26 protein-coding genes are annotated in these 24,477 nt (G+C 71.4%); 12 read left to right on the plus strand and 14 right to left on the minus strand.

The window, feature by feature from the left end; all coding sequences use genetic code 11:
* The first annotated feature begins 57 nt into the window (after positions 1 to 57).
* Genes GWK15_RS04210 through GWK15_RS04220 form a run of 3 tightly spaced genes read left to right on the plus strand, consistent with a single transcriptional unit; the run spans position 58 to position 2,547 of the window.
* Positions 58 to 1,686 (plus strand): electron transfer flavoprotein-ubiquinone oxidoreductase, encoded by a 1,629-nt coding sequence (locus GWK15_RS04210; protein WP_168039355.1) that lies wholly within the window; start codon positions 58 to 60, stop codon positions 1,684 to 1,686.
* Positions 1,683 to 1,913 carry a hypothetical protein gene (locus tag GWK15_RS04215; protein ID WP_168039357.1) on the plus strand — a complete coding sequence of 77 codons (231 nt, stop codon included), beginning with the start codon at positions 1,683 to 1,685 and terminating at the stop codon, positions 1,911 to 1,913. The genes GWK15_RS04210 and GWK15_RS04215 overlap by 4 nt, the downstream gene beginning before the upstream one ends.
* A gap of 25 nt (positions 1,914 to 1,938) precedes the next feature.
* Positions 1,939 to 2,547, plus strand: coding sequence for a glutathione S-transferase family protein (locus GWK15_RS04220; protein WP_168039359.1), 609 nt, complete (start codon positions 1,939 to 1,941; stop codon positions 2,545 to 2,547).
* 62 nt (positions 2,548 to 2,609) lie between these two features.
* Here the strand turns inward: GWK15_RS04220 and GWK15_RS04225 are convergent, their stop codons facing one another.
* A complete protein-coding gene (locus GWK15_RS04225) occupies positions 2,610 to 3,239 on the minus strand; it encodes a Tat pathway signal protein (RefSeq protein ID WP_168039361.1) in 630 nt (209 codons plus the stop codon).
* A 96-nt stretch (positions 3,240 to 3,335) separates the two neighbouring features.
* Between GWK15_RS04225 and GWK15_RS04230 the strand changes: the two genes are divergently transcribed.
* On the plus strand, positions 3,336 to 3,998 hold the full coding sequence (locus GWK15_RS04230; RefSeq protein WP_168039363.1) for a NeuD/PglB/VioB family sugar acetyltransferase: 663 nt from the start codon (positions 3,336 to 3,338) through the stop codon (positions 3,996 to 3,998).
* The gene (dctP, locus tag GWK15_RS04235; protein WP_168039365.1) at positions 3,995 to 4,954 is read left to right on the plus strand and encodes a TRAP transporter substrate-binding protein DctP; all 960 of its coding nucleotides are present in this window, start codon (positions 3,995 to 3,997) and stop codon (positions 4,952 to 4,954) included. Before GWK15_RS04230 ends, dctP begins: the two co-directional genes overlap by 4 nt.
* Before the next feature lie 4 nt (positions 4,955 to 4,958).
* Here the strand turns inward: dctP and GWK15_RS04240 are convergent, their stop codons facing one another.
* From GWK15_RS04240 to GWK15_RS04250, 3 genes are all read right to left on the minus strand, one after another.
* Complete coding sequence (locus GWK15_RS04240; RefSeq protein WP_209441986.1) at positions 4,959 to 5,849, minus strand: fumarylacetoacetate hydrolase family protein; 891 nt, start codon at positions 5,847 to 5,849, stop codon at positions 4,959 to 4,961.
* Between the two features lie 76 nt (positions 5,850 to 5,925).
* Positions 5,926 to 6,903, minus strand: coding sequence for a M14 family metallopeptidase (locus GWK15_RS04245; protein WP_168039367.1), 978 nt, complete (start codon positions 6,901 to 6,903; stop codon positions 5,926 to 5,928).
* A gap of 146 nt (positions 6,904 to 7,049) precedes the next feature.
* Complete coding sequence (locus GWK15_RS04250; RefSeq protein ID WP_168039369.1) at positions 7,050 to 8,528, minus strand: M81 family metallopeptidase; 1,479 nt, start codon at positions 8,526 to 8,528, stop codon at positions 7,050 to 7,052.
* 115 nt (positions 8,529 to 8,643) lie between these two features.
* On the opposite strand from GWK15_RS04250, the gene GWK15_RS04255 reads away from it, so the two are divergent.
* On the plus strand, positions 8,644 to 9,066 hold the full coding sequence (locus tag GWK15_RS04255) for a hypothetical protein (protein ID WP_168039371.1): 423 nt from the start codon (positions 8,644 to 8,646) through the stop codon (positions 9,064 to 9,066).
* Between the two features lie 7 nt (positions 9,067 to 9,073).
* Here GWK15_RS04255 and GWK15_RS04260 read toward each other — a convergent pair whose 3' ends face one another.
* The 6 genes from GWK15_RS04260 to GWK15_RS04285 all read right to left on the minus strand — a co-directional run bounded on the left by GWK15_RS04260 (position 9,074) and on the right by GWK15_RS04285 (position 14,513).
* The gene (locus GWK15_RS04260) at positions 9,074 to 10,390 is read right to left on the minus strand and encodes a TRAP transporter large permease (protein WP_168039373.1); all 1,317 of its coding nucleotides are present in this window, start codon (positions 10,388 to 10,390) and stop codon (positions 9,074 to 9,076) included.
* Positions 10,387 to 10,875, minus strand: a complete 489-nt coding sequence (locus tag GWK15_RS04265) for a TRAP transporter small permease subunit (protein WP_168039375.1) — start codon at positions 10,873 to 10,875, stop codon at positions 10,387 to 10,389. The genes GWK15_RS04260 and GWK15_RS04265 overlap by 4 nt, the downstream gene beginning before the upstream one ends.
* Complete coding sequence (locus GWK15_RS04270) at positions 10,872 to 11,918, minus strand: TRAP transporter substrate-binding protein (protein WP_168039377.1); 1,047 nt, start codon at positions 11,916 to 11,918, stop codon at positions 10,872 to 10,874. Before GWK15_RS04270 ends, GWK15_RS04265 begins: the two co-directional genes overlap by 4 nt.
* Before the next feature lie 79 nt (positions 11,919 to 11,997).
* Positions 11,998 to 12,846, minus strand: coding sequence for a KPN_02809 family neutral zinc metallopeptidase (gene ypfJ, locus GWK15_RS04275; RefSeq protein ID WP_168039378.1), 849 nt, complete (start codon positions 12,844 to 12,846; stop codon positions 11,998 to 12,000).
* Between the two features lie 12 nt (positions 12,847 to 12,858).
* Positions 12,859 to 13,596 (minus strand): aspartate/glutamate racemase family protein, encoded by a 738-nt coding sequence (locus tag GWK15_RS04280; protein ID WP_168039380.1) that lies wholly within the window; start codon positions 13,594 to 13,596, stop codon positions 12,859 to 12,861.
* Positions 13,596 to 14,513: a TauD/TfdA family dioxygenase gene (locus GWK15_RS04285; protein ID WP_168039382.1), complete on the minus strand. Its 918-nt coding sequence runs from the start codon at positions 14,511 to 14,513 to the stop codon at positions 13,596 to 13,598. The genes GWK15_RS04280 and GWK15_RS04285 overlap by 1 nt, the downstream gene beginning before the upstream one ends.
* Positions 14,514 to 14,620: 107 nt before the next feature.
* On the opposite strand from GWK15_RS04285, the gene GWK15_RS04290 reads away from it, so the two are divergent.
* The gene (locus tag GWK15_RS04290; protein WP_168039384.1) at positions 14,621 to 15,769 is read left to right on the plus strand and encodes a M20/M25/M40 family metallo-hydrolase; all 1,149 of its coding nucleotides are present in this window, start codon (positions 14,621 to 14,623) and stop codon (positions 15,767 to 15,769) included.
* A gap of 10 nt (positions 15,770 to 15,779) precedes the next feature.
* On the opposite strand, the gene GWK15_RS04295 is transcribed toward GWK15_RS04290, so the two are convergent.
* Genes GWK15_RS04295 through GWK15_RS04305 form a run of 3 tightly spaced genes read right to left on the minus strand, consistent with a single transcriptional unit; the run spans position 15,780 to position 18,872 of the window.
* The gene (locus GWK15_RS04295; RefSeq protein ID WP_168039386.1) at positions 15,780 to 17,003 is read right to left on the minus strand and encodes a flavin-containing monooxygenase; all 1,224 of its coding nucleotides are present in this window, start codon (positions 17,001 to 17,003) and stop codon (positions 15,780 to 15,782) included.
* 46 nt (positions 17,004 to 17,049) lie between these two features.
* Entirely contained in the window at positions 17,050 to 17,811 is a 762-nt protein-coding gene (locus GWK15_RS04300; protein ID WP_168039388.1) for an SDR family NAD(P)-dependent oxidoreductase, read from the minus strand.
* Positions 17,808 to 18,872, minus strand: coding sequence for a ketopantoate reductase family protein (locus GWK15_RS04305; RefSeq protein WP_209441987.1), 1,065 nt, complete (start codon positions 18,870 to 18,872; stop codon positions 17,808 to 17,810). The genes GWK15_RS04300 and GWK15_RS04305 overlap by 4 nt, the downstream gene beginning before the upstream one ends.
* Before the next feature lie 77 nt (positions 18,873 to 18,949).
* Here GWK15_RS04305 and GWK15_RS04310 point away from each other — a divergent pair, with 77 nt between their 5' ends.
* Positions 18,950 to 19,816 carry a DMT family transporter gene (locus GWK15_RS04310; RefSeq protein WP_245211397.1) on the plus strand — a complete coding sequence of 289 codons (867 nt, stop codon included), beginning with the start codon at positions 18,950 to 18,952 and terminating at the stop codon, positions 19,814 to 19,816.
* Here GWK15_RS04310 and GWK15_RS04315 read toward each other — a convergent pair.
* Positions 19,813 to 20,241, minus strand: coding sequence for a gamma-glutamylcyclotransferase family protein (locus GWK15_RS04315; protein ID WP_168039390.1), 429 nt, complete (start codon positions 20,239 to 20,241; stop codon positions 19,813 to 19,815). The two genes, GWK15_RS04310 and GWK15_RS04315, sit on opposite strands and share 4 nt — an antisense overlap.
* Between GWK15_RS04315 and GWK15_RS04320 the strand changes: the two genes are divergently transcribed.
* From GWK15_RS04320 to GWK15_RS04335, 4 genes are all read left to right on the plus strand, one after another.
* Positions 20,240 to 21,223, plus strand: a complete 984-nt coding sequence (locus GWK15_RS04320) for an MBL fold metallo-hydrolase (protein WP_168039392.1) — start codon at positions 20,240 to 20,242, stop codon at positions 21,221 to 21,223. The genes GWK15_RS04315 and GWK15_RS04320 overlap by 2 nt on opposite strands.
* Positions 21,220 to 22,623, plus strand: coding sequence for an L-lactate permease (locus GWK15_RS26520; RefSeq protein WP_168039394.1), 1,404 nt, complete (start codon positions 21,220 to 21,222; stop codon positions 22,621 to 22,623). Before GWK15_RS04320 ends, GWK15_RS26520 begins: the two co-directional genes overlap by 4 nt.
* 71 nt (positions 22,624 to 22,694) lie before the next feature.
* Complete coding sequence (locus tag GWK15_RS04330) at positions 22,695 to 23,672, plus strand: Bug family tripartite tricarboxylate transporter substrate binding protein (RefSeq protein ID WP_168039396.1); 978 nt, start codon at positions 22,695 to 22,697, stop codon at positions 23,670 to 23,672.
* Positions 23,673 to 23,784: 112 nt separating this feature from the next.
* Positions 23,785 to 24,435 (plus strand): YjbE family putative metal transport protein, encoded by a 651-nt coding sequence (locus GWK15_RS04335; protein ID WP_168039398.1) that lies wholly within the window; start codon positions 23,785 to 23,787, stop codon positions 24,433 to 24,435.
* Positions 24,436 to 24,477 lie beyond the last annotated feature (42 nt).

A 24,477-nucleotide genomic window follows, 5' to 3' on the forward strand; every position in this document is an offset into this window, starting at 1 on the left:
CCGCGCAACCCAGCCTGCCGCTACATGGAACGCAACACGCAAGGGGAATGCAGGCGGATGGCCGAAGACCGCGAATCCATGGAATTCGACGTGCTGGTGGTGGGGGGCGGCCCGGCCGGCCTCGCCGCGGCGATCCGGCTCAAGCAGCTCAACCCCGATGCCGCCGTCTGCCTGATCGAGAAGGGCAGCGAAATCGGGGCGCACACCCTCTCGGGCGCCGTGCTCGAGCCCCGCGCGCTCGACGAGTTGATCCCGGACTGGCGCGACGATCCGCCGGCGCTGGCGACGCCGGCGAAGGACGACCGCTTCATGCTGCTGACGGCCACCAAGGCCTACAAGCTGCCGACGCCGCCGCAGATGCACAACGAGGGCAACTACATCGTCTCGCTGGGCAATGTGTGCCGCTGGCTCGGCGCCAAGGCCGAGGCGATGGGGGTCGAGATCTACCCGGGCTTCGCCGCCTCCGAGACCATCATCGAGGACGGACAGGTGAAGGGCGTCGTCGCCGGCGTCATGGGCATCACCAGGGACGGCGAGGAAGGCCCGAACTACCAGCCGGGCATGGAGCTGCGCGCGACCTACACGCTGTTCGCCGAGGGCTGCCGGGGATCGCTCACCAAGAAGCTGTCCGAGACCTATGGCCTGCGCGAGGGCGTGCAGCCGCAGACCTACGGGCTCGGCATCAAGGAACTGTGGGAGATCCCGAAGGAGAACCACACGCCGGGCCTGATCTGGCACAGCACCGGCTGGCCGCTGCCGAAGGACACCTATGGGGGCTCCTGGCTCTACATGCTGGGCGAGAACCTGGTGTCGATCGGCTTCGTCGTCGGCCTCGACTACACCAACCCCTGGCTGTCGCCCTTCGAGGAATTCCAGCGCTTCAAGCACCACCCGGCGGTCGCCGAGATGCTGAAGGGCGGCAAGCGCATCGCCTATGGCGCGCGCGCGCTGAACGAGGGCGGCTTCCAGTCCATCCCGAAGCTGGTCTTCCCGGGCGGGGCGATCATCGGCGACGCGGCGGGCTTCCTGAACGTGCCGAAGATCAAGGGCACGCACACCTCGATGAAGTCCGGCATGGTCGCCGCCGAAGCGATCGCCGAGGCGCTGAAGGCCGACCCGCGCCCGCCGGTGCTGGAAGCCTATCCGGCGATGCTGCGCGCCTCCTGGGTCTGGAGCGAGCTCGAGGCGGTGCGCAACATCCGCCCCGGCTTCGCGAAGTTCGGCTTCTGGGGCGGCATGATCAACGCCGCGCTCGAGACCTATGTCTTCCGCGGCAAGTCGCCCTGGACGCTCGCGCATCACGACGACCATTCGGTGCTGAGGAAGGCGTCCGAGGCGCCGAAGATCGAGTATCCGAAGCCCGATGGCGTGCTGTCCTTCGACCGGCTCTCCTCGGTGTTCCTGTCGAACACCAACCATGAGGAAGACCAGCCGGCGCACCTGAAGCTGAAGGATCCGTCGCGCTGGAAGGGCGTGAACTTCGACACCTTCGGCAGCCCCGAAAGCCGGTACTGCCCGGCCGGCGTCTATGAAGCGGTCGGCGTCGAGGAAGGCCAGCCGCGCCTGCAGATCAACGCGCAGAACTGCGTGCACTGCAAGACGTGCGACATCAAGGATCCGACGCAGAACATCGACTGGTGCACGCCGGAAGGCGGCGGCGGGCCGAACTACATCGGCGGGATGTGAGCGAGGGATCCGGACCCGCGGCGACGCACCCTGTCATCGGGGTGCTGCGCGCGGGCGTGCTGCTCGGGCTGGGATGGGTCGCGGCGGCGGGGCTGGCCTGGGCGGCCTTCGGCGTCGGCTGGGGCGTGCTGCTGCTGGTGGTCTGGGTGCTGCTGCTGCGGCGGTTTCATGGAGCCTTGCAGATCCTCGCCGAAGCGATACGGAAGGGGGCCGCATCATGGACCTGAGTCGCGGCGTCAGACGAGGAAACCCATGCTCAAGATCCACGGCATCCCCCGCTCCCGCGCCTTCCGCTGCATCTGGGCGGCCGAGGAAGCGGGCCTCCCCTACGAGGTCGTCCCCCTCGGCTTCGCCCCCGGCTTCAAGCTCGAGCGTCCGCTCGCCATCAACCCGAACAACAAGATCCCGGCGCTCGAGGATGGCTCGCTCGTGCTGTTCGAAAGCCTCGCGATCAACATGCACATCGCGCGCAAGGCCGGCGCGCCGCTGATGCCATCGGGCGACGATGCCTCCCGCGTGGACCAGTGGACCCTCTGGGCCGCGACGGAGGCCGAGCCGCACGTCATGCGGTGGTCCTACAACGCCTACCTGAAGCCCGAGGCCGAACGCGTCCCGGCCGAGGCCGCCGCCGGCAAGGAAGCGCTCGATGCCCGCCTCGCCGTGCTCGAGGCCGAGCTCGCCACCCGTCCCTACCTGCTGGGCGACGCCTTCACCGTGGCGGACCTCAACCTCGCCTCGGTGCTCTACGGCTCCTGGCTCAACGGCTACGACTACACGCGCTTCCCGAAGGTGAAGGCCTGGCTCGACGCCTGCCTGACCCGGCCGAAGGCGCTGGCGGCGCGCAAGCAGCGCGAAGGCTGACCGAGTGCCCGGGAATGTGCCTTCCGGCGCATTCCCGGCTGCGGCACCGGCGCCTGCCCCGCCTACCGCCAGACGTATTCGCGGATGGAGCAGGTCTCGACATTGCGCTGTTCCATGATGCGCCCGTCCATGAAGACGATGCGCATGTCCGCGGTGCAGACCCCGGTGCGCGGCAGGGTGATCGGCATCGCCGCGCCGCTCGGCAGGATCTGGCGGGCGCCGAGGCGATCCCGCCCCCAGTTCCGCTCGCTGGTCAACGAGACATAGATCTCGCGGATCGGTTCCCCGGTCCGGTTGACGAAGGTGAAGGACGGGTTGGGCGCCTCGGCCTGGCGCGGCGGCGGCGGGGCCGGCGCGGGGGTGGGCGCCGAGACGTCCGGCCCGAAGACGATGCGCGTCAGCGTGCAGGCATGCACGCCGAGATGCCCGTCCTCGGTCCCGTCGGCGAAGCGGACGCGGATGTCGAGGTAGCAATCCGCGAAGGTCGGCTCGACCCAGACCTGCATCCCCGGCCCGACCGGCCCGCGCGACAGGATGTTCGGCCCCCAATCCTGGACCCGCGACGGCGAGACATTCGCCGCGACGATCGCCTGGCCGGTGTTGTTCTGCAGCCAGAAGCGGTTCTGCGCCGCGGCCGGGCTCGTTCCGGCGAGGAGCCCGGCCAGCACGGCCAGGGCGGCGAGGATGCGCATGTCGTCACTCTCCCGATCGGGGACGCGCCCATCATAGCCGAGCCGTCGCGGCAGGGTGATGGCGGCGCGGCACCCGCATGGCATGCTGCGCGGGAGATGGACACGACGAAGGCGGAAACGCGGCCCCGCATCTTGGTGCTGGGTGCCGGCGGGCACGGCAAGGCGGTCCTCGACCTGCTGCTCGCGGGCGGGGAATGGCAGCCGGCGGGCGTGGTCGACGCTGCCCCGCGGGTCGCTTCGGTCCTCGGCATCCCGGTCCTGGGGGACGAGGCGCAGTTCGCGGCGCTGCGCGCGGCCGGGGTCGGCGCGGCGCATCCGGCGATCGGGCACAACGCGCACCGGATCGCCGCCGCCGCGCGGCTTGCCGCGGCCGGCTTCGCCCTGCCGGTGCTGCGCCACCCGGCCTGCGTCATCGGCCATGGCGCCACGCTCGGCGAGGGCACCGCCATCTTCGCCCGCGCCGTCATCGGGCCCGAGGCGCGGCTCGGGCGGCTGGTGCTGGTGAACACCGGCGCGATCGTCGAGCATGACTGCATCGTCGAGGACGGCGCCCATGTCGCACCCGGCGCGGTGCTGGCCGGCGGCGTGAGGATCGGCGCGGGCGCGCTGGTCGGCGCCGGTGCCGTGATCCGCCCTGGCGTGACCATCGGCGCCGGGTCCATCATCGGTGCCGGTGCGGCGGTGCTTGCCGATGTGCCCGCTGGCGTGACCGTCGCCGGCGTCCCCGCACAGCCCCTGCCGGAGCGACCCCCCGCATGATCCCGACGCGCCGCCTTCTCCTCGCCCTCCCTGCCCTTGCCACCGCCGCGCAGGCGCAGTCGCCCGGGGCGCGGGTCGCGACGGAGTATCCGGCGACCTCCATCCCCGGCGAGGGCGTGCTGCATTTCGCCACGGCCGCGACGGCCCGCGGCGTGGCCATCGCCGCGGCGACGGACGGGCCGGACGGCTACCGCTCGGCTGCCGCGCTCGACGTCCTGGCGGCCGGGCGCTTCGCGGCGGTCGATGCCTTCGCGGGCGCGCTTGGCGCGGTGAATCCGGTCTTCCTGCTCTCCTCCCTGCCCTTCCTCACCGCCTCGCATGCCGATGCGGCGCGGCTGAAGGACCTGGCGCGGCCAGCCTATGCAGCGGCGGTGGCGCCGCGCGGGGCTGAACTGCTCTGGACCACGCCCTGGCCGCCTTCGGGCCTGTGGTCGCGCCGCCCCGTCACCTCGCCGGAGGATCTGCGCGGGCTGCGCGTGCGGACCTATGACGCGACCGGCACCGAGGTGCTGCGCGCCGCGGGGGCGGAGGCCGAGGTGCTCTCCTTCGCCGAGGTCGAGGCGCGGCTCGCCGCCGGGACCCTCGATGCCGTGCTGTCCTCGGGCGATGGCGGCGCGGGGCGGCGGCTGTGGCGCTGGCTGCCGAACTTCACCGAGCTGAACTACGCCTGGCCGCTGTCGTTGGCCTTCGCTTCGCAGGCCTGGCTCGGCACGCTGACGGATGACCGGAAGCAGGCGGTGCGCGACGCCTCGGCCGAGACCGAGGCGCGGCAATGGCAGGCCATCGTCGGTCGGCTGGAAGCGAACCGCCGCACGATGCGGGAGAACCAGGTCGCCATCCACGAGATGACGGCGCCCCTTCAGGCGGCGCTGCGCAACGCCGCCTCGGGCGCCATCGAGGCCTGGTCGGCGCGGGCGGGCGAGGCACGGAGCATCCTCGCCGCCTATCGCGCCTGAAGGATCAGCCGGCGATCCTGTTCGTCAGGACGCCGATCCCCTCGATCTCGAGCTCCATCACGTCGCCCGGCTTCAGCGTCTGCGGTGGCTGCATGGCGTAGCCGACGCCTTCCGGCGTGCCGGTCATGATGACGTCGCCAGGCAGCAGGGTGAAGCCGGCCGAGAGCTGGTGGATGATCTCCTTCACGTCGAAGATCATCTTGGACGTGCGGCTCGACTGCCGCTGCTCGCCATTGATCTTGCACCCGATCGCAAGGTCGGAGGCATCGAGGTCCGCGGCCGGCACGATCACCGGGCCGAGCGGGCAGGACCGGTCGAGCGACTTGCCCTTGAACCACTGGCCGTGGCGGCGCTGCAGGTCGCGCCCGGTCACGTCGTTGCCGATGGTCCAGCCGAAGACGTGCTCGAGCGCCTTCTCCTTCGGGATGTCGCTGCCCGCCTTGCCGATCACGGCGACGAGTTCGACCTCGTAGTCGAGCCACTTCGTGACGCCGTCATGCGCAGGCACCAGGGCGTCCGGCGCAATGACCGTGTCGCCGGCCTTGGTGAAGAACTGCGGATACTTCGGCACCTCGGACTGGGTGATGCCGCGGGTGCGATCGCCTTCGGCCACGTGGTCCATGTAGTTGCGTCCGACGCAGAAGACGTTGCGGCGCGGGCGCGGGATCGGCGCCTGGATGGCAACGGCGGCCAGCGGCAGCACCGCGCCGGCCGGCGGATTCGCCGCCAGCGCGCGGACCTGCGCGAGCATCGCGGCCCCGCCCTCGATCAGGCCGATCATGTCGCGCGCCGGCGGCATGGCGGCGCCGAGGTCGAGCACGCGCCCGCCATCGAGCAGCACGCCTGCGCGGCTGCCCGCGGAATCGGCGAAGGTGATGAGTTTCAGGCCGGCCATTGGCGTTTCCCCTGCGGCGAAAGAGGCGCCACGCAAGCGCGCCCTGCGCCCGCGCGCAAGCCCCCGGGGATGCGGTTCAGTCGAGGAAGCGCGCGAGGCGCACCGCGGTATGCCCGCGCGGGACCATCGGCGATGGCATCACGATCAGGCAGTCGTCATGCGGGGTGCGGATCTCCTCCTCCCCGTCCATGGCGATCAGCGTGTTGCGCTGGCGGATGACCTCGCCGCCACGGAAGTCGCGCAGGAAGGCGAAGGACCGCGTCGCGGCGGTGACGGTCCGCGTCACGACCGCCCGGCGCGGCAACGGTGCCGGCTCGATCGCCGGCAGTGGCGCGCCGGGCGCGAGCAGCGCCGCGTGGTGCAGCAGGCGTGCGCAGGCCTGCTCCATCAGTGTCACCGTCGCGGTCTCCCAGTGGCTGCCGGCTTCGATGAGGATCGCGGCGGGCGGCGTGTCGGGGGTCGCGAAGCGGTGGTAGTCGATCAGGCGTCGCCCACCGGCATGGCCGGTGTCGGAGACCACCGTCTCCGGCACGCCGATGGCGAGGCCGAGCCGCGCCGCCTTCTCCGTCTCGCCGGCAATGGTCAGCGGATCGGAGGGCCATGTCATGGAATGGAGGTCGACGAGGATGTCGACGGTGTCGACCAGTGGCCGCATCTCCCGCGCCCGGCGCAGTTCCGACGACCGGCGCGGCCCGTCCAGGATCGCCGCATCCCAGACGCGGTTCAGGTCCTCATCGAGGAAGCGGGTCGCCGTCGGGTCGTCCGGATCAAAGCGGATGAAGGCATCAAGGTTCGCGAAGACCATCGACAGCCGCCCGCGCGCCGGCCGCAGCCCCAGGCGGAGCAGGCGGTCGAGGACGATTGCCCCGCCGATCTCGTTGCCATGCACCACCGCCGAGATCGCGACATGGGGTCCCGGGACGGCGGCAGCGAAGGTCCAGGCGCCGGGGATGCCGCAATTGCCCGCGACCCAGCGCCGAATGTCCGGGGGCTGGATATTGACCGGGAACTCCGGCAGGGGCGCGCGACGTCCCGTCGCTGGGGCGTCAGTCATGCCGGGCGTCCGGCCGCCATCCGGAATCGCGCCCAAGCGCCCGCGACGCGGGTTGCGCACGACTCTCCGGCAGGGAGCCTGAGGCGACCATGGCACGAGTGTATACACGTGAGGGTGATCGTCCATCCGTCGGCCTGTGACCGATGTCACGGCGGGACCGATGGCTGTAAGGGCGCCAGCATCTCCCGCGGGACGTGCCGGAAGGGCAGTGCCGCGAGGTCGAGCGCTGCCGGCCCCGGCGCGTCGCATTCCACGATGGCGACGCAGCGGTCGCGGAAGGCGGCGCGGAAATGATTCTTCGCCTTGTTCGCGAGCAGCCGCGTCGCGCCGAGGTCGATGCCGTGCAGGGCAAAGAAGGCGGGATCAACGGCCGATTCCTTGCGCTCCGTGCAGATGATGCGGAGGTTGCCGACGCGCAGCACGCAGGTCTGGCCGAGATCGACGGGCGCGCCGCGCTCCATAGGCCCTTCGTTGACGAAGCGGCCATCGGTCAGGCGCTCGACCTCGGCCTCGACGATGACGTGGCGGCCGAAGGCCTCGGTGACGTTGCCGCCGAGATGGCGCGTCAGCACCGCGCCCGGCCCGGCCTCCCGCGCCGCGGCGACCGAAGCCGGGTCATGGAGGAAGGCGAAGACGGCCGGCACCTCGAGCCGCGCATCCACCAGCGCGCGCAGCAGGCCGGGCGTGTCGGCGATCCCGCCCGAGAGCGGGTTGTCCGCCGGGTCGAGCAGCGCGACGAGCCCCGGCGGGCTGGCCAGCGCCTGGCCCAGCGCGGTGGCGGGATCGGGCAGCGTGACCGCGAAGCGAGCGCGCCGCGCGGCGATCGCGTCCGCCAGGCGTTCCGCCAGGTCGCGCGCGGCACCAGGGTCCTCGGCCCAGACCATGCCCGAGGGGCCGGCATGCGGGCTGTCGCCCCAGGCGAAGCCGCCGAAGATCGAGGCGTCGAGGATCGGCGCATGCTCCGCCGCGGCGGCCTCGGCCCAGACCTCGGCCATCGGCCCGCCCTCGTGGCGCATATGGAAGGAGTGCAGCACCATCGGCCGCTTGGCAATGTGGCCGAAGGCGCGCGGCGCGCCGCCCAGGTGCCGTTCGAGCAGCCGCAGCGCACGCGCCGCCGCGGCGTCCATGTCGATATGCGGATAGGTGCGGTAGGCGGAGGCGCCGTCGAGTTCCTCAGCCAGTTCCGGCGCCATGTTCGCGTGGAAGTCGAAGGAGGCGGTGATGGGCACGCCGCTGCCGACGATGGAGCGGATGCGCGCGACGGTCGTCGCATCCGCCTCGGGGTCCGATTCCGACACGCAGGCCCCGTGCAGCGAGAGGTAGACGCCGTCGAAGCGCTGCGCCTTGAGCCCGGCCTCGACCTCCGCACGCCAGGCACGCAGCGCGTCGTCCGTCATCGGCCCGCCCGGCTGGGCGCCCGCGCAGGTCAGCGCCGTCGCGCGCCAGTCCGGCCGCGCGGCGAGGAAGGCATGCAGCGCGCCGAGTTCCGTCGCCGTGCCGGCATAGCGCGCGAGGTGCCCTGCCCCGCTGCCCCATTCGCGCGATTCGAACGCGCTGCGGGGGGTCGGGACCGGGGTGAAGGAATTCCCCTCGAACCAGAGGCGGGCGACGGCGATGTGCGGCATGGGCCCGAGGCTAAGGTCGCTCCGTGCCGCGCGTCCACCCCGGCCCTGGCACGACGGGCGGGAGGCGATATTCTCGCCTGGCGGCCTCCGGGATTGGCCGCAGGCGAGGATCCGCTTGAGCAGACAAACGAGTACGCAACAGCGCCCCGAGCAGCCGCTCGACGAGGCCTACAGGGATGCCGCGGAACGGCGCGACCGGCAGCAGCGGCGGGAAGACTTCTTCCAATGGGAGTTCACGCGCGACCGGGCGCGCTTCAAGCGGCTCTACGACCTGACCGAGGGCATCAAGTTCCTCGCCTTCTCCGTCGGCCTGCCGGTGCTGCACTGGTACCTGATCGACAGCAGCCTGCTCTATTGGCTGACGCTGCCGCTCGTGGGCTTCGTGAACCTGGTCTACATCCTCTACAAGGGCGCCGAGACCGGTCCCGGCGGACGGGAGCCGAACTACTGGTCGGCGTCCTCGCTGTCCCCCGCGGTGATCGGCGTGCGTTTCATGCGCGGCCTGCGCCGCATCTTCATCCGCCCGCCGAAGGGCTGAGGGTCCGCTACCAGAGCCCCGGCAGCCACAGCGACAGCACCGGCGCCAGCACCAGGATCACGATCCGCACCACGTCCGAGACCACAAAGCCCATGACGCCGCGATAGGTCTCGGCCATCGGCACGTCCTTCGCCATGGCGTTGATGACGAACAGGTTCAGCCCGAAGGGCGGGGAGATCATGCCGACCTCCACGCTGACCAGCACCAGGATGCCGAACCACACCAGCACCTGCGTCGGGTTCATCCCGAAATCGAGCGCGAGCATGAGCGGGATGAAGATGGGAAGCGTCAGCAGCACCATCGCCATGCTTTCCATGAAGCAGCCGAGGATGAAGTAGATCAGCAGGATCGCGAAGAGAATCACCAGCGGCGGCACGTCGAGCCCCGCCACCGCCGCGGAGAGTTCGGCCGGCACCCGGGACAGCGCGAGCGCGGCGCTGAACAGCTCGGCCCCGAGCAGCATCAGGAAGATCATGCCGGTGGTCTCGGCGGTCGAGAGCAGGCTTTCCTTCAGCCCCTCCCAGCGCATGCCGCCAAGGGTGACCGCCAGGACGCCGGTCGCCGCGGCACCGACGGCCGCGCCCTCCGTCGCGCTGAACCAGCCGGCGTACATGCCCGTCACGACAAGGACGAAGACGAGGATGACCGGCCAGACCTCGGCGGTCGGCTTCCAGCGCGCGGACCACGGCAATCGTTCTGCCGGCGGCGCCGCGCCCGGATGCAGCCGCGCATAGAGGTTCACCACCAGCATGTAGCCCGCGGTGGCCAGCAGCCCCGGCAGGACGGCGGCGATGAACAGGATGCCGATGCTCTGCTCGGTGTAGATCGCGTAGATCACCAGAATGACGGACGGTGGGATCAGGATGCCGAGCGTCCCGCCCGCCGCCAGCACGCCGGTCGCGAGCGCCGGTGAATAGCCGTGCCGGCGCATCTCGGGCCCCGCCACCTGGCTCATGGTCGCCGCGGTCGCGAGGGAGGAGCCGCAGATCGCCCCGAAGGCCGCGCAGCCGCCCACCGTCGCGACCGCGAGCCCGCCCCGCCAATGCCCGAACCAGGCCCGCGCCGCGTTGAACAGCGCGCGGTTCAGCCCGCCCTTGGTCGCGAAATCCCCCATCAGCAGGAACAGCGGGATGACAGAGAGCGTGTAGGAGGAGAACTTGGAGAAGGTAATGGACCGCAGCGTCGCGAGCAGCGGCGTCCAGCCCGTGATGGCCGCGTAGCCGAGGCCGCCCACCAGCAGCATCGCGACGCCCACCGGCATGCGCAGCCCGATCAGCAGCAGCGCGCCGGCGAACATGAGAAGCCCGATCTCGAATCCGGTCATGCGGCGCGACGCGCCTCCTGCAGGCGTTCGGCCGCGACGAAGAAGGCCGCCACGGTCCAGAGGGCGAGGCCAAGCGCGGCCCCCGCATAGCCCCACCAGTAGGGCAGCTCGAGGAACATGGTCGCGCGCTCGCGGTCCCATTGCCCGTAGGCGCCGTCGGCGATCTGTACCGCGAGCACGGTCGCGACCAGCGCGACGCAGCCGCGCATCCCGGCATCGAGCCAGGCGATGCCGCGCGGCGAGAGGCGGGCGGTGAAGACATCCACGATGACGTGGCTTCCCTTCATCTCCGCCCAGGGCAGGTAGAGCGCCACGGCGATGCCGAGGCACATCTCCACCACCTCGGAATCGCCCAGGATCGGGCGACCCCACAGGCCCCGGATCACCGAGGCGCAGGTCACGCCGACGGCGACGAGCAGCAGCAATCCGCCGATCAGCGCCGCGACGCGCGCAATGGCCGTCAGGCCCGAACGCAGCCTGTTCACCCGGCGCGCCCGTGGCTCCGGGTGATGGCCAGGATGTCGTCGAACATCGCCCGGCCGTTGCGGCCGCGGCGGTTCATCTCGGCGATCCAGGCGTCGTAGACGGGCTGCACGGCGCGCTGCCAGCGCTCCTTCTCGGCCGCGTCGATCTCGATGATCTCGTTGCCGGGCGAGGCCTTCGTCGCGTCGATGGCGGGCTGGGTCTGGCTGTCCCAGATCTCGCCGAGGCGGCGGGCGAGCGGGATGCCGGAATCAGCGTCGATCACCGCCTTCAGGTCGGGCGGCAGGCGGTTGTAGGACCGCATCGACATCAGCGTCAGGATCATGCCCTGGAACAGCCCGCCCGCGGGTTCCGTGTGGAACTTCGCGACCTCGTAGAAGCGATAGGGCTGGGTGATCGCCCAGTTGATCAGCATCCCGTCCACCTGGCCGCGGGCCAGAGCCTCGTAGACGCCGGGCAGCGCGATGCCGACCGGCGTGGCGCCGAGGGCGGTCACCGCCTCCCCGATCCAGCGGCCGGCGACGCGCAGGCGCAGGCCGCGGAAGTCCTCGAGCGTGCGGATCGGCTTGCGGGTGGTGTGCACCAGCGCGCGGTCGGTCGCGTTGATGGCGATGACCTTGATGCCGCGCAGCTCGTTGTCCGCGAGGTGCTTCAGCGCATATTCCATCGCCGCCGGGCTTTCGGTCGCCGAGCGGCCGGTGTTCAGGAAGGGCAGTTCCAGCCCCTCGATCCCCATGAAGCGGCCCGGCGTGAAGCCCGGAACGGTCCAGATGATGTCCACGACCCCGTCCTCGAGCTGCTGCACCAGGTCGCGCGGCTGCCCGCCGAGCTGCATCGCCGGATAGACCTCGACCTTGATGCGCCCGCCCGAGGCCTGGCCGATCCGTTCGGCCCAGCGGTCGAGATGCATGGTGTGGTCGAGCGCGGTCGGCGAGGAGAAGGAATGCAGCCGGAAGGTGAACTGCGGCGCCCCCTGCGCGCGCACGAGCCCGGGAAGGGCCACGCCGGCCGCGGCCAGCGTGAAAAGACGACGCCTGTCGAACATGTCTGGAAGCCCCCGTCAGCCAATGCGCGGAAGGTGAGCGCGCATTGCGGGGACTAGCAAGGCCCGTTCCAGCCGCGGTTCAGCGATTTCCGCCGGCGAAGGTGTCGCAGGCCTCGAGCCGGCCGGTCTCGAGCCCCCGGCGGAACCAGCGCACGCGCTGCGCCGAGGATCCGTGGGTGAAGCTCTCGGGCACGACATAGCCCTGGGAGGCGCGCTGCAGGCGGTCGTCGCCCACCGCGGCGGCGGCGTTCAGGCCTTCCTCGATGTCGCCCTTCTCGAGGATGTTGCGCGTTTCATGGGCACGGCGCGCCCAGAGGCCGGCCAGGCAATCGGCCTGGAGTTCGACGCGCACCTGCAGCGCGTTGGAGGCCGCCTCGCCGCGGCCGCGCCGGGCATCGTTCACCTGCGACAGCACGCCGAACAGGTTCTGGACGTGGTGCCCGACCTCGTGCGCGACGATGTAGGCCGCGGCGAAGTCGCCCCCGGCGCCGAGACGCCGCTGCAGGTCCGCCATGAAGTCGAGGTCGATGTAAACCTTGCGGTCGTTCGGGCAGTAGAAGGGGCCCATCTGCGCCTGGGCGAAGCCGCAGCCCGACTGCGTCGCGCCCGAGAACAGCACCAGCGTCGGTTCCTCGTAGCGGCGGCCCATGCGGGCAAATTCGGCGTTCCAGACCTGCTCGGTCTCGCCGAGCACCTGGGCGACGAAGCGCCGCGCCGCATCGTCCTCGGCCGTCATCTGGCGCTGCACGCCCGCCTGCTGCGGCGCGGGACCGCCCTGCAGCAATTCTCCAGGATCGACGCCCAGCAGCAGCGCGATCAGCAACACCACCACGCCACCGAGCCCGCTGCCGACCGCGATGCCGCGGCCGCCGAAGCCCTGGCCGCGCCGATCCTCGACATTCTGGCTTTCCGGACCGTCCAGGCGCATGGCGTTCCTCCGTCAGGTCTGGCCGCGCAGGATCCCTTCCAGGGCCAGCGACAGGCCGATGCTGGCCCGCCCCGCCGGCGCGGCGAAGGAGCCGGTGCGCGGCTTGGGCAGGCGCAGGGCGACCATCATCTCCGCCATCCGCACGCCGCAGGCCATGCCATCCAAAAGCGCGACCGGGGCGGAAGGTTGCAGTCGCCGGTCGAAACCCGCCAGCGCCGCGCCCGCGAGTACGACGGAATCCGCCCCCTGCGCGGCGAGGTCCGCCACCGCCGCGAGCACCTTGGCCCCCACCCCGTCCGGGTCGGCCACCGCTTCGGGCGGCGTCGCGTTCACCCCGGCGAGGCCCGCGAGGCGCGAGGACAGCCCGTGGCGGGCGACCAGTTCGCGATAGGTCTCGATGCCGCCGAAGGTGACCAGGCCGAAGCGGCCGCCGGCCATGCAGCCGACCAGGCAGGCGGCCTCGGTCATGCCGATCACCGGGCAGGGCATCATCTGCCGCGCGGCCTCGAGCGCGGTGTCGTGGCTGACCGCCAGCAGGCAGGCATCGACCTGGCCCGCATGCTCGGCGAGCAGTTCGAGCAGCGCATGGCCGGCGATGACGTTCTCGGCGCGGGAGGAGATGACGGCAGGCCCGAAGCGCGGCGTGGCCGGGATGATCTCCGTCCCCGGCGCGGCGGCGGCGCGCGCGGCGGTGGCGCAGGCCTCGGTGATCGCCTCGGTGGTGTTGGCGTTGGCGACGAGCAGGCGCATCAGGCGCCCGCCGCGCCGGTGCGGCGCGAATGTTCCATGGTGATCCGCAGCCGGCGGAATTCCTGCGGCGCCTCGGGGTCGTCGGGACCGGCCTCCGCCAGGGTGCGGCGCTTCCAGACCAGATGCGGGTTGAACAGCAGCAGGTCGCCCGGCCGCGGTTCGAGTTTCAGCATCAGCGAGGTCTCGGCGCAGACGGCATCGAGCAGGTCGAAGGCGGGCCGCAGCCCGGCCGAAAGCGGCGCCGCGCCGGGCTGGGGCGTGGTCGCCGCCGCCTCCACCGCGTGGCGTGTGTAGCGGGCGGCGAAGGCGCCTTCGGTCATGGTGAAGACGGCGCGCTCGACGACCACGCCATCCTCGATCAGCGGCGCGGGTTCATAGAGCTCGGCCAGCGCGGCACGGTCGCGGCGCATGATCTCGTTGTGCACCGCGCCGGCCGAGATCAGCACATGGGGCGCGGCATCGGGCGTGTTGGCGAGGCAGAGCAGCGCGATGGCGTCGCAGGCCTCGCTGTGGAAGCGCGGCGGGCCGGAGGCGGCGCCGGCCTCGGGCAGCGGCCCGATCAGGCGCGCGACGGGCGAGCCCTCGGCGCTGAGGCGCTTGCCGAGATGCGTGCAGAGCCCAAGCAATGTCGCTTCCGCCGCCGCCGCGCCGTGCCGGTCGAAAGGCAGGCCGCGCAGCAGGCAGAAGCCGCGCCCGGTATCGAGCCGCGCGACCACGTCGACCAGGATCGGCGCCAGCCGCGCGAGCGGCGGCACCGGCGCCGCGGCCTGCGCGGCGGTCAGCGCGGCTTCCAGCTCGGCGGCTTCCTCGGTGCCCACGGGCACCATCCAGTCCGCGGCGTTCAATTCGGTCGCGAGCCAGACGGCCGCGCCGGTCTGGGGGGCGGGCCGCGGGCGGGGGCGTGTCGTGGCGCTCATGCACGCGACGGTAGCATGAGGCGGGCGCCGAGGCGAAAGCCGCCCGCCCTTGCCGGATCGGCCCGCCGGGTGGAGGGTTCGCGCCGACCGATCCGGAGTGAGACGCGATGAGTGCTGCCGAGTTCCCCGCCACCGCCCTGCCCTTCGACGCCGATGAGATCCTCGCGCGGCTGATGCGCTGGGCCGCCTGCGAGAGCCCGACCTTCGACGCGGCGGCGGTGAACCGGATGATGGACCTGGCCTCGCGCGACCTCGCGTTGCTCGGCGCGCGGATCGACCGCATCCCGGGGCGGATGGGCCTTGGCGACTGCGTGCGGGCGCGCTTCCCGCATCCGGCGGGCGATGCCGCGCCGGGCATCTGCGTGATGGCGCACCTCGACACCGTGCATCCCGTCGGCACCCTGGCGAAGCTGCCGATCCGGCGGGAAGGCAACAAGTGCTACGGCCCCGGTATCCTCGACATGAAGGGTGGGACCGTGATCAGCGTGGAGGCGATCCGCCACATCCTCGCCGCCGGGATGGCGACGAAGCTGCCCGTGACCTTCCTGCTGACGAGCGACGAGGAGATCGGCAGCCCTTCGACCCGCGACATCATCGAGGCCGAGGCGGCGCGCAACAAATTCGTGCTGGTGCCGGAACCCGCCCGTCCCGACGGCGGCGTGGTGACGGGGCGCTACGCGATCGCGCGCTTCAACCTCAAGACCACGGGCCGGCCCTCCCATGCCGGGGCGCGACTGGCGGAAGGCCGCAGCGCGATCCGCGAAATGGCGAAGCAGATCCTCGCCATCGAGGAGATGACGACCGAGGACTGCACCTTCTCGGTCGGCGTCATCCATGGCGGGCAATGGGTGAACTGCGTCACCACCACCTGCGAGGCCGAGGCCCTGTCCATGGCCAAGCGGCAGGAGGACCTCGACGCGGGCGTCGCGCGGATGCTGGCGTTGCGGTCGACCGCGAACGACGTGCAGTTCGAGGTGACGCGCGGCGTGACGCGCCCGGTCTGGGAGCCGGACGTGAAAGGCATGGCGCTGTTCGCCCATGCGCGGAAGATCGCCAACAGCATCGGCTACGACATCAACCCGCAATCGAGCGGCGGCGGGTCGGACGGCAACTTCACCGGCGCGATGGGTGTCACGACGCTCGACGGCCTCGGCGTGCAGGGCGCGATGGCGCATACGCTCGAGGAACACGTGCTGGTCGACAGCCTGGTGCCGCGGGCGCGGCTGATGGCGGGGCTGCTGACGTCGCTGGATTGACGGCGCGGGATCAGGCCCGGCCAGCGATGTGCTCGGCGAGGTGCTCCGCATCCTCGCCGACGCCCCAGAGGAAGGCGGACTTGATCTTGTGCATCCGCGCGAGGCCCAGGAACATCAGGCCTGGCTCGCGCGTGATCCCGCGGTCGTGGACCAGGGCGCCCCGGTCGTCCCGCACTGGGCAGTCGATCCAACCGAAATCGACGCCATAGCCGAGCGCCCAGACGACGCTGGTGATGCCGGATGCGGCGAGGTCGATCGCCTCGGTCTCGGCAACCTGGTTGGCGGGGCGACGGGCCTCGGCCTCGGCGGCCTCGTCGCGTGGGGCCTCGATGCGCTCATGCTCGATATACGCGTCGATCGCGCGCAGCGTCGTCGTGAACTCCGCGTCGCCGGCGTCGAGACTGGCGTTCAGGTCGGCGTTGAAGAATGCCTGCCCGTCCTCCACGCCGCGAAGGCTGCCGAGCAGCGTGACGCCGCGCTGCGCAAGGTCACGGACATTCGCCGTATGGCCGCCCCGGTGCCCGGTGACGAGCGGCGGCCGGAAGCCGGGCGGGATGGTGCTCGCCACCCTGTTCGTGAAGCCCATCTCCTCGTTCCAGATGCCGAAGTCGCGCCCGCGATAGTGGCGCGGAACGCGGCGATGGCCGCGGAGCGCGTAGTGCACGCGTCGCCCGCTATGGAGAAGGTCTTCGACGATCTGGAAGCCCGACGCGCCCGAACCGACGACGAGCACGCCGCCGGGCGGCAACTCCGCGGGGTTCGTGTAGCGATTGGCCGTCACCTGCTGGATGCCCGGCGGCAAGGCACGGGCGAATGGCGGCACCTTCGGCACCTGGTAGGGGCCGGTTGCGACGACGACGTTCGCGGCCTCCATCGTCAACGGCCCCGCCTCGACGCGCAGGCGACCGCTGTCGGTGCGCCGCATGCGGGTGACCTCAACGCCGCAGCGCACCGGCGCAGCATTACGCACGGCATAATCCACGATGAACCGGATGACCCCGTCGCGATGGGTGAAGCCATCCGGCTCCGGCCCGGCATAGGACTGGCCGGGCAGCCGCATCATGCGGTTGGGAAATTGGAAGTAGAGCGAATCCCACCGCTCGCTGCGCCATCGCTCGGCGATGCGCGCGCGTTCCAGGATCACATGCTCGCGCCCGCGTTGCGCGAGCTGGTGGCTCATGGCGAGACCAGCCTGGCCACCGCCGACGATGATCGTCTCGATGTACTCGGCCATGCGGCGAGGCTAGGCCTCGCCGCGACCGCCGACCAAGGCAATTCGCCTATTTGCCGCCGTCGACGCTCAACACTTGCCCATTCACATAATTCGCCATGGGCGAGGCGAGGAACAGCACCGCATTCGCGATGTCCTGCGGTTCACCCAGGCGGCGCAGCGCGATCGAGGCCAGCACCCGCGCCTGGCCTTCCGGCCCGTAGGCCGCCCACTGCTTGTGCGTCGCCGCGTTCGACAGCACGAAGCCGGGTGCCACGCTGTTCACGTTGATGCCGTACTGGCCGAGCTCATGCCCCAGCTGCCGGGTCAGCCCGACCAGCCCGTGCTTGGCGCTCGCATAGGCCTGGATGCCGGTGCGCGAGGGCTGCAGCCCCGCCCCGCTGCTGATGGTCACGATCCGCCCGCCGCCGGCCCGCTTCATCCCAGGCACCACGGCCTGGGCGAGGGCGAAGGCGGCGTGCAGGTTGATGGCGAAGATGTCGTGCCAGTCGCTCTCGGACACCTCCTCGAGCGGACGCCCCACCTGGCCGCGCACGCCGCCGGCATTGCAGACCAGCACACCGACCGGGCCTTCGGTCCGTGCCTCGATCTCGGCGATCCAGGCCTTCGCCGCGCCGGGCTTCGTCAGGTCGAAGGCGCTGGTGTGGATGGCGCCGGGATAGTCGGCCGTCTCGTCCAGTTCCGCCGCCGACAGGTCGCAGGCGAAGACCTGCGCGCCGAGCGCGGCGAAGGACTGCGCGATGGCACGTCCGAAGCCGTGGCCCGCGCCGGTGACCGCGACCGTAACGCCGGTGAAGTCGTATTCCCTCATGGCGACATCAGCTCCGTCAGGTTGGCATCCGACATCGGGCGCGTGCCCGCCTCGCATTCATGCGTCATGGCGACGAGCCGGCGCACCGCGGGACAATCCACGCCGTGCTGCGCGCCGATGGTCGCGATCGGCGCGATCTGCACATCCACCTCGGTGCGGCGCTTGCGCACCCAGAGGTCGCGCCACACGCCCGAATGAGTCTTCGCGTTGGGGCGGTTGAATTCGACCATGGCGGCGACGGACGCCGCGGCCTGCGCTTCGGTGGCACCCGGCGAGAAGGCCGCCGGATCGAAGCCGTTGAAGCCGAGCGGTGTCACGCCCTGCGCCCGCGCGACGGCGATCGCCTCCGACCCCAGGGCGCGCCACAGCGGCAGCAGTTCCGGCCGCGCCAGGCAGTCGGCGATGCCCTTCTCCCCCAGCGCCTGGGCGAACAGCATCGCTCCGTAGCCGAGCTTGCCCCAGAGATAGCCCCAGATGTTGTCCGTGGTGACGGCATTGGGCTCGAAGGTCTCGCGCAGCAGCGCGTGCAGCGCGGTGAGCCGCGGCGTGGTGGCGCCGTCCAGTTCGCCCAGCACCAGCGCGCCGCGGCCGCCATACATGATGCGTCCCGGCCCGTGCCAGTCGGCCGAGAAGTTCACGAAGCAGCCCATGGTCCGCGCCGCGCCGACGATGGGCGCAATGATGGTCTCGCACAGCCCGTTCTGCAGCGAGAGCACGTAGCCGTCCTCGGCGAGGTGCGGCAGCAGGGCGCGGCAGGCGTCCTCGGTGTGGTGCGCCTTCACGCAGAGGAAGATGCGGCGATAGGTCCCCTGCACCGTCTCCGGGGTGAAGGCGGGCGCGACCACGCGGTGCGGATCAACCGGCCCTTCGATGACGAGGCCGCGCGCCGGGTCGGCGATCGCCGCGACGTGGTCCTTCTCGATGTCGACGAAGACGACGGCGTGGCGCGCGCGCACCAGCGCCGCGCCGATCGTGCCGCCGATCGCGCCGGCCCCCCAGACGAGGATCGGCCCGCGATCCACCGCCGCCCGCGCCGCCGCCTGTTCCGCTTCCTTCGCCATCCTCTTCCTTCCCGCCTGGACGGCGCGCGTCGGCCGCCGCAATCTCGACCACGCTACGCCGGAGGTGGCCGCCGTCAATGCAGCAGGGCGTTTCGGGGAACCTCCGCGGCGGGGCGCTGATGGCCGCGGCGGCCGTGCTCTTCGCGGCAGAGGCGCTGGCCATCCGCTGGATGACCGCGCATGGCATCCCGGTCGAGGTCCAGGTCTTCGCGCGCTCGCTGGGGCAGTTGTTCTGGGTCGCCCCGATCATCGCCGCCAGCGGCCTCGCGGTCTTCCGCACCCAGCGCGCGCCGCTGCACCTGCTGCGCGGCGCCTCGAGCCTGCTGACCTGGGGCTTCTACTATGCCTCCTTCGGGCCGCTCGACCTCGCCACCGCGACGGTGCTGTCCTTCACCAACGTGATGTTCACCACGCTGCTCGCCGGGCCGGTGCTGGGGGAGAAGGTGGATCGCTGGCGCTGGGCGGGGACCATCGCGGGCTTCGTCGGCGTCGCGGTGATGCTGCGGCCGGGGACGACGGTCTCGGGGGTCGGCGTCGCGCTCGCCGTCGCCTCGGCGGTGACCTGGTGCGGCATCACGCTGTCCTCCCGCGTGCTGGCGCAGAGCGAGCGGAACACCACCATCATGGCCTGGGTCGGGCTGGTGACGACGCTGGGCTCGGCGCCCTTCGCGGCGATGGCCTGGGTGCCGCTCGGCCTCGGGCAGATCGCCATGCTGCTCGCCGTCGCGGGCTTCGCGCCAGGGATCATCTGGCTGATCACCAGCGCCTATCGCCACGGGGAGGCATCCGCCATCGCCCCCTTCCAGTACCTGCGGCTGATCGTCGTCGCGGCCTTCGGCTGGGCGATCTTCGGGGAGGTGCCGGATGGCTGGACCTGGCTCGGCGCGGCGGTGATCCTCGCCGGCGCCGTCGTCATCACGGTCGCGGAGGCACGACGGCGCTAGCCGTCCTCGCGGTACCCCGAGGCGGCGACGGCCGCAGCGAGCACCGCCATGTCGAAGCCGAAGTCGCGATAGCCGTTCCGCAGGCGCTGCACGTATTCCGCCGCCGGCGGGCCGGGGCGATGGACGATCTCGTCATAGGTCCAGGCCTCGGTGCCATCGGGCAGGCGGAGTCGCGACCGCCGGTAGGTGTGCGGGCCCTCGTAGCGGTCGAGCGCCTCGAGATCCGCCTGGGTGACGCGCCACAGCCCGACCGGGCAGGCCGCGGCCGCATCGCGCTCGATCAGCGCGAACTTCCGCAGCACCAGCCGCCAGCCTGTCAGAATCAAGCTGCCCGCCACGACCGCATCAGGGCAGCGCCGGCGCATCTGGTCGTGCCACAGGTTGCTGCCATAGGCTGCGTAGGGTTCGGGAAGGAACGCGGGCATGCAGGCACCTCGGCCGGTGGATCGGATCGAGATAACGACGCTGGTGGACAACGTCACGGACAGTCTGTCCACGACGCCACCCTTCGTCACGCGCGAATGGGTCCGCCTGCAGCAGAAGGGGATGAAGCGGACCGCCGGTGGATCGCTGTGCTGCGCCAATCACGGCCTGTCGCTCGTGATCACCGTCGAAGCCGATGGCGAACGGCGCAGCGTGCTGTTCGACGGCGGCCCTGTCGACTACGCGGTCGAGCGCAACGGGCCGCGCCTCGGCGTCGATTTCGGCGCGATCGAGGCGATCGTCCTCTCCCACGGCCATTGGGACCATGCGGGCGGCATCCCGAAGGCCATCGAGATGGTGCGCGCGGCGAATGGCGGCCGGACCGTGCCGCTGCACCTGCATCCCGGCATGTTCCGCGAACGCGGCGGCCGCCAGCCCGATGGCGGCGTGATGCCGATGGACCGCGTGCCGGCGCCGGCCGAATGGGCAGCGATGGGCGCCGATCCGCAGGTCTCGCGCGAACCCGCCGTCATCGCCGGCCATGTGCTGGTCAGCGGCGAGATCCCCCGCGTCACCGACTACGAGGTCGGCCTGCCCGGCCAGGTCGCGCGCGACTCGGAATCCGCGCCCTGGCAGCCCGACGAATGGCTCGGCGACGAGCGCTTCGTGGCCGTCCACCTGCGCGGCAAGGGCCTGATCGTCTTCTCCGCCTGCTCGCATTGCGGCATCGTCAACGTGCTGCACGAGGCGAAGCGGCTGATGCCCGAGATTCGGCTGCTCGCCGCGATGGGCGGCTTCCACCTCTCCGGCATCAACGAGCGCATCATTCCGCAGACGGTCGCGGATCTCGGCACCTTCGGCCTGCGCTGGATGTTCCCCTCCCATTGCACGGGCTGGCGCGCGTTGAATGCGCTCGAGCGCGCCTATGGCGAGGCCGTCGTCGTGCCGGGGGCGGTCGGCAAGACCTTCGTGCTGGAGGCGTGACCCTCCTTCTCCAATCGGCCCCGCTGCTGCTGCTGCTGGGGTTGCTGCTGTCCGGCCGCGCCGGGCCGCTTGCCGCGGTGCTGGCCGCACTCGTCGCGACGCTGCCGGCCGCCTTCGTCTCGCTGCCCGCGGGCACGGGCTTCGCGAACTTCCTCGCCGAGGAGGCGCTACGCGGCGTCTTCCTCGCCTTGCAGCCCATCGCGGTCGTCGCCGGAGGGCTGCTGTTCCACGCGGCGGTGGAAGGCCGCGGCGAACCGGGCGCGATGCAGGCGCCGACCGCGCGCGGCATCTTCACCGCGACGCTGCTGATGGGCGTCTTCATGGAGAGCGTGACCGGCTTCGCCGTCGGCGCGGTGTTCGCCCTGGCAGCATTGCGGGGTATGGGGCTCAAGGGGCCGCCGGCGGCCGCGCTCGCGCTGCTCGCGCTGTGCATGATCCCCTGGGGCGGGTTGGGGCCGGGCACGTCGCTCGGCGCGGCGCTGCTCGGCGTGCCGGCGCAGGATATCGCGGCGCTGACCGCCTGGCCGAATGCGGCCTGGGTGCTGCTGCTCGGGCCGGTCTGTTGGCGGCTGTCGGCCGCCGCCGGCGTGCCGGTGCCACCGGGCGAGCGGCTCGCACAGATGACGATGCTCGCCGCCATGGGTGCGATCCTCGTGCTTGGCCACCGCGTGCTGCCCTTCGAGGTGCTGGGCATCCTCGCCTCCGGCGTGCCTCTGCTGGTGGCGCTGTGGCTGTCCGACCCGCCGCGCGATGCCGCCGGCTGGCGGCGGGCGGCGCGCGCGCTGGGGCCCTACCTGGCCCTGACGATCGCGCTGCTCGCGGCGCGCGCCGTGCCGAACCCGCCGGCCTTCCATCCCTACGCGACGCTGCCGGCGTTTCCGGTCACCCATGTCGCGGTGGTGCTGCTGGTCGTCTCGGCGGGACTGCTGCTGCAGCGGCGCGACGGCGGGGCGCGGGCGATGGGCGCGCTGCGGCGCGCGGCACGGCCGGCGGCGGTGCTGCTGCTCTACGTGCTGCTCGCGCGCTGGATGGCGGGCAGCGGTGCGACGGGGGCGCTCGCTACCGCCGCGGCGAATGCTCTCGGCGCGGCGGCGCCCTATGCCGTGCCGGTGCTCGGATTGGCGGGTGGCATGGTCACGGGCAGCAATGTCGGATCGAACGCGGCGCTGATGCCGGTGCAGAAGGCGCTCGGCCTCGCCGCCGGGCTGCCGCCGCTGCTGGCCCCCGGCGTGCACAACTTCGCCGGCGCGGCAGGGGCTGGCATGTCCTTCGGGGTGACCGCGATGGTGTGCGGCCTGCTCGCGGATGGAACGCGCCCGCGCGAGGTGTGGCGGCTGCTGGTGCCCTCGATGGCCGCCGTCGTTGCGGTCGGCTGGGTGACGGTCGCGCTGCTGCACTGATGCGGGGCTTGCCACCCGCCGGGCGGGCGGCCACGCTGCCGGGCAACGAAGATCGTTCCCGGGAGGAACAGATGGCCATCCTCACCCGCCGCGCCGCGCTCGGCGCCGCCGCCACGCTTCTTGCCGCGCCATCGGTGCGCGCGCAGGGCGCCTTCCCGAACAAGCCGCTGCGCATCGTCGTGCCCTATCCGCCGGGTGGGGTGACCGACATCATGGGGCGCCTCGCCGCCGAGGCGATGAGCCGCCACATCGGCCAGCCCGTGGTGGTCGAGAACCGTCCCGGCGCCGGCGGCAACATCGGCGCCAAGGTCGTCGCGCAGGCGGAACCGGACGGCTACACCATGCTGCTCGGCACCATGGCGACGCAGGGGGTGAACCCCATCCTGTATCCCGACGCCTCCTTCGATCCGCGGCGCGACCTGGTGGGCGTCGGCATGATGGCCGACATGCCGAACGTCATGATCTGCAACCCGCGCCGCTGGAACCCGGCCAATGCGCAGGAAGCGATCGCGCGCATGAAGGCCGAGCCGGGCAAGATCCTGTTCGGGTCCGTCGGCAACGGCTCCTCCTCCCACATGTCGCAGGTGATGCTGTGCCGCATGGCAGGCCTGGACGTGGTGCACGTGCCCTATCGCGGGTCCTCGCCGGCCGTCGCGGCGATGATCGCGGGGGATCTCGACCTGCTGTTCGACGCCTCGGCGACCTCGGGCCCGCACATCAAGCAGGGAACGGTGAAGGGGCTCGCCATCACGATGAACCGGCGGATCGAATCGCTGGCCGACATCCCGACGCTCGAGGAATCGGGCGTGCGCGGCTATCACCTCAGTGTCTGGAACGGGGTGCTCGCGCCCGCCCGCGTGCCGCAGCCGATCCTCGCGCGGCTGCAGGACGCGTTCGAGAAGTCGATGGACGCGACCATGCTCACCCGCCTGCGTGCGAACTTCACCGAGCCGCTGGTCATTCCCTCGGCGCAACTGCAGCCCTGGCTGAACGAGGACGCGCAGCGCTGGTCGCGCATCGCGCAGGAAAGCGGCATCCGGCCCGATTGAACCCGACGCTGCATGGACAACAGATTGCACGGATGAAACTTGCCGTGTCGCCTTTCATGGCTAGCGTCCGCGCAGAATCTTGCCCCGTCGGGGGCAATGCCGGGAGTGCTCCATGGAAGGCCTGATCGCGGCTGCGCCGCGTTTTCTCGAGATCCTTTGGCTGAACGTCATCCTGTCGGGTGACAATGCGGTTGTGATCGGCATGGCGGCCGCCGGCCTGCCGGCCCACCTGCGCAGCAAGGCGGTCCTGTTCGGCATCATCGCAGCGGCGGTGCTGCGCGTGATCTTCTCGATCTTCGCGACCTACCTGCTCAGCCTGTGGTGGATCGCCTTCCTGGGCGGCGCGGCGCTGCTCTACATCGCCTGGGGCTTCTGGAAGGAACTCCGCTCGCACGGCGAGGAGGAAGGCGAGGAGGAAGGCGAGGCGAAGGAGAAGACCCTCGCCGCCGCGCTGTGGCAGATCGTCATCGCCGACGTGTCCATGAGCCTCGACAACGTGCTGGCCGTCGCGGCGGTGGCGCGCAACGACCTGACGATGCTCGTGATCGGCCTGACCATCTCGATCATCCTGATGGGCCTGCTTGGCGGCCTGCTCGCCCGGCTGCTCGATCGCTTCAAGATCATCGCCTATGTCGGCGTCGCCCTGATCGCCTGGATCGGCGTCGAGCTGATGTACGAGGGGATGCAGAACGCCAACCAGGTGCTGAACCTCGGCCTGCCCATCCCGGCCCCGCACCACGCCGCCGACGCGCCGCCGCACTGACCGCGGCCGGCCTGCCCCCCCCGGGGCGGGCCGTTGCAAAGC

The sequence above is a fragment of the Neoroseomonas oryzicola genome (genome assembly GCF_012163135.1).
Lineage (GTDB): Bacteria > Pseudomonadota > Alphaproteobacteria > Acetobacterales > Acetobacteraceae > Neoroseomonas > Neoroseomonas oryzicola.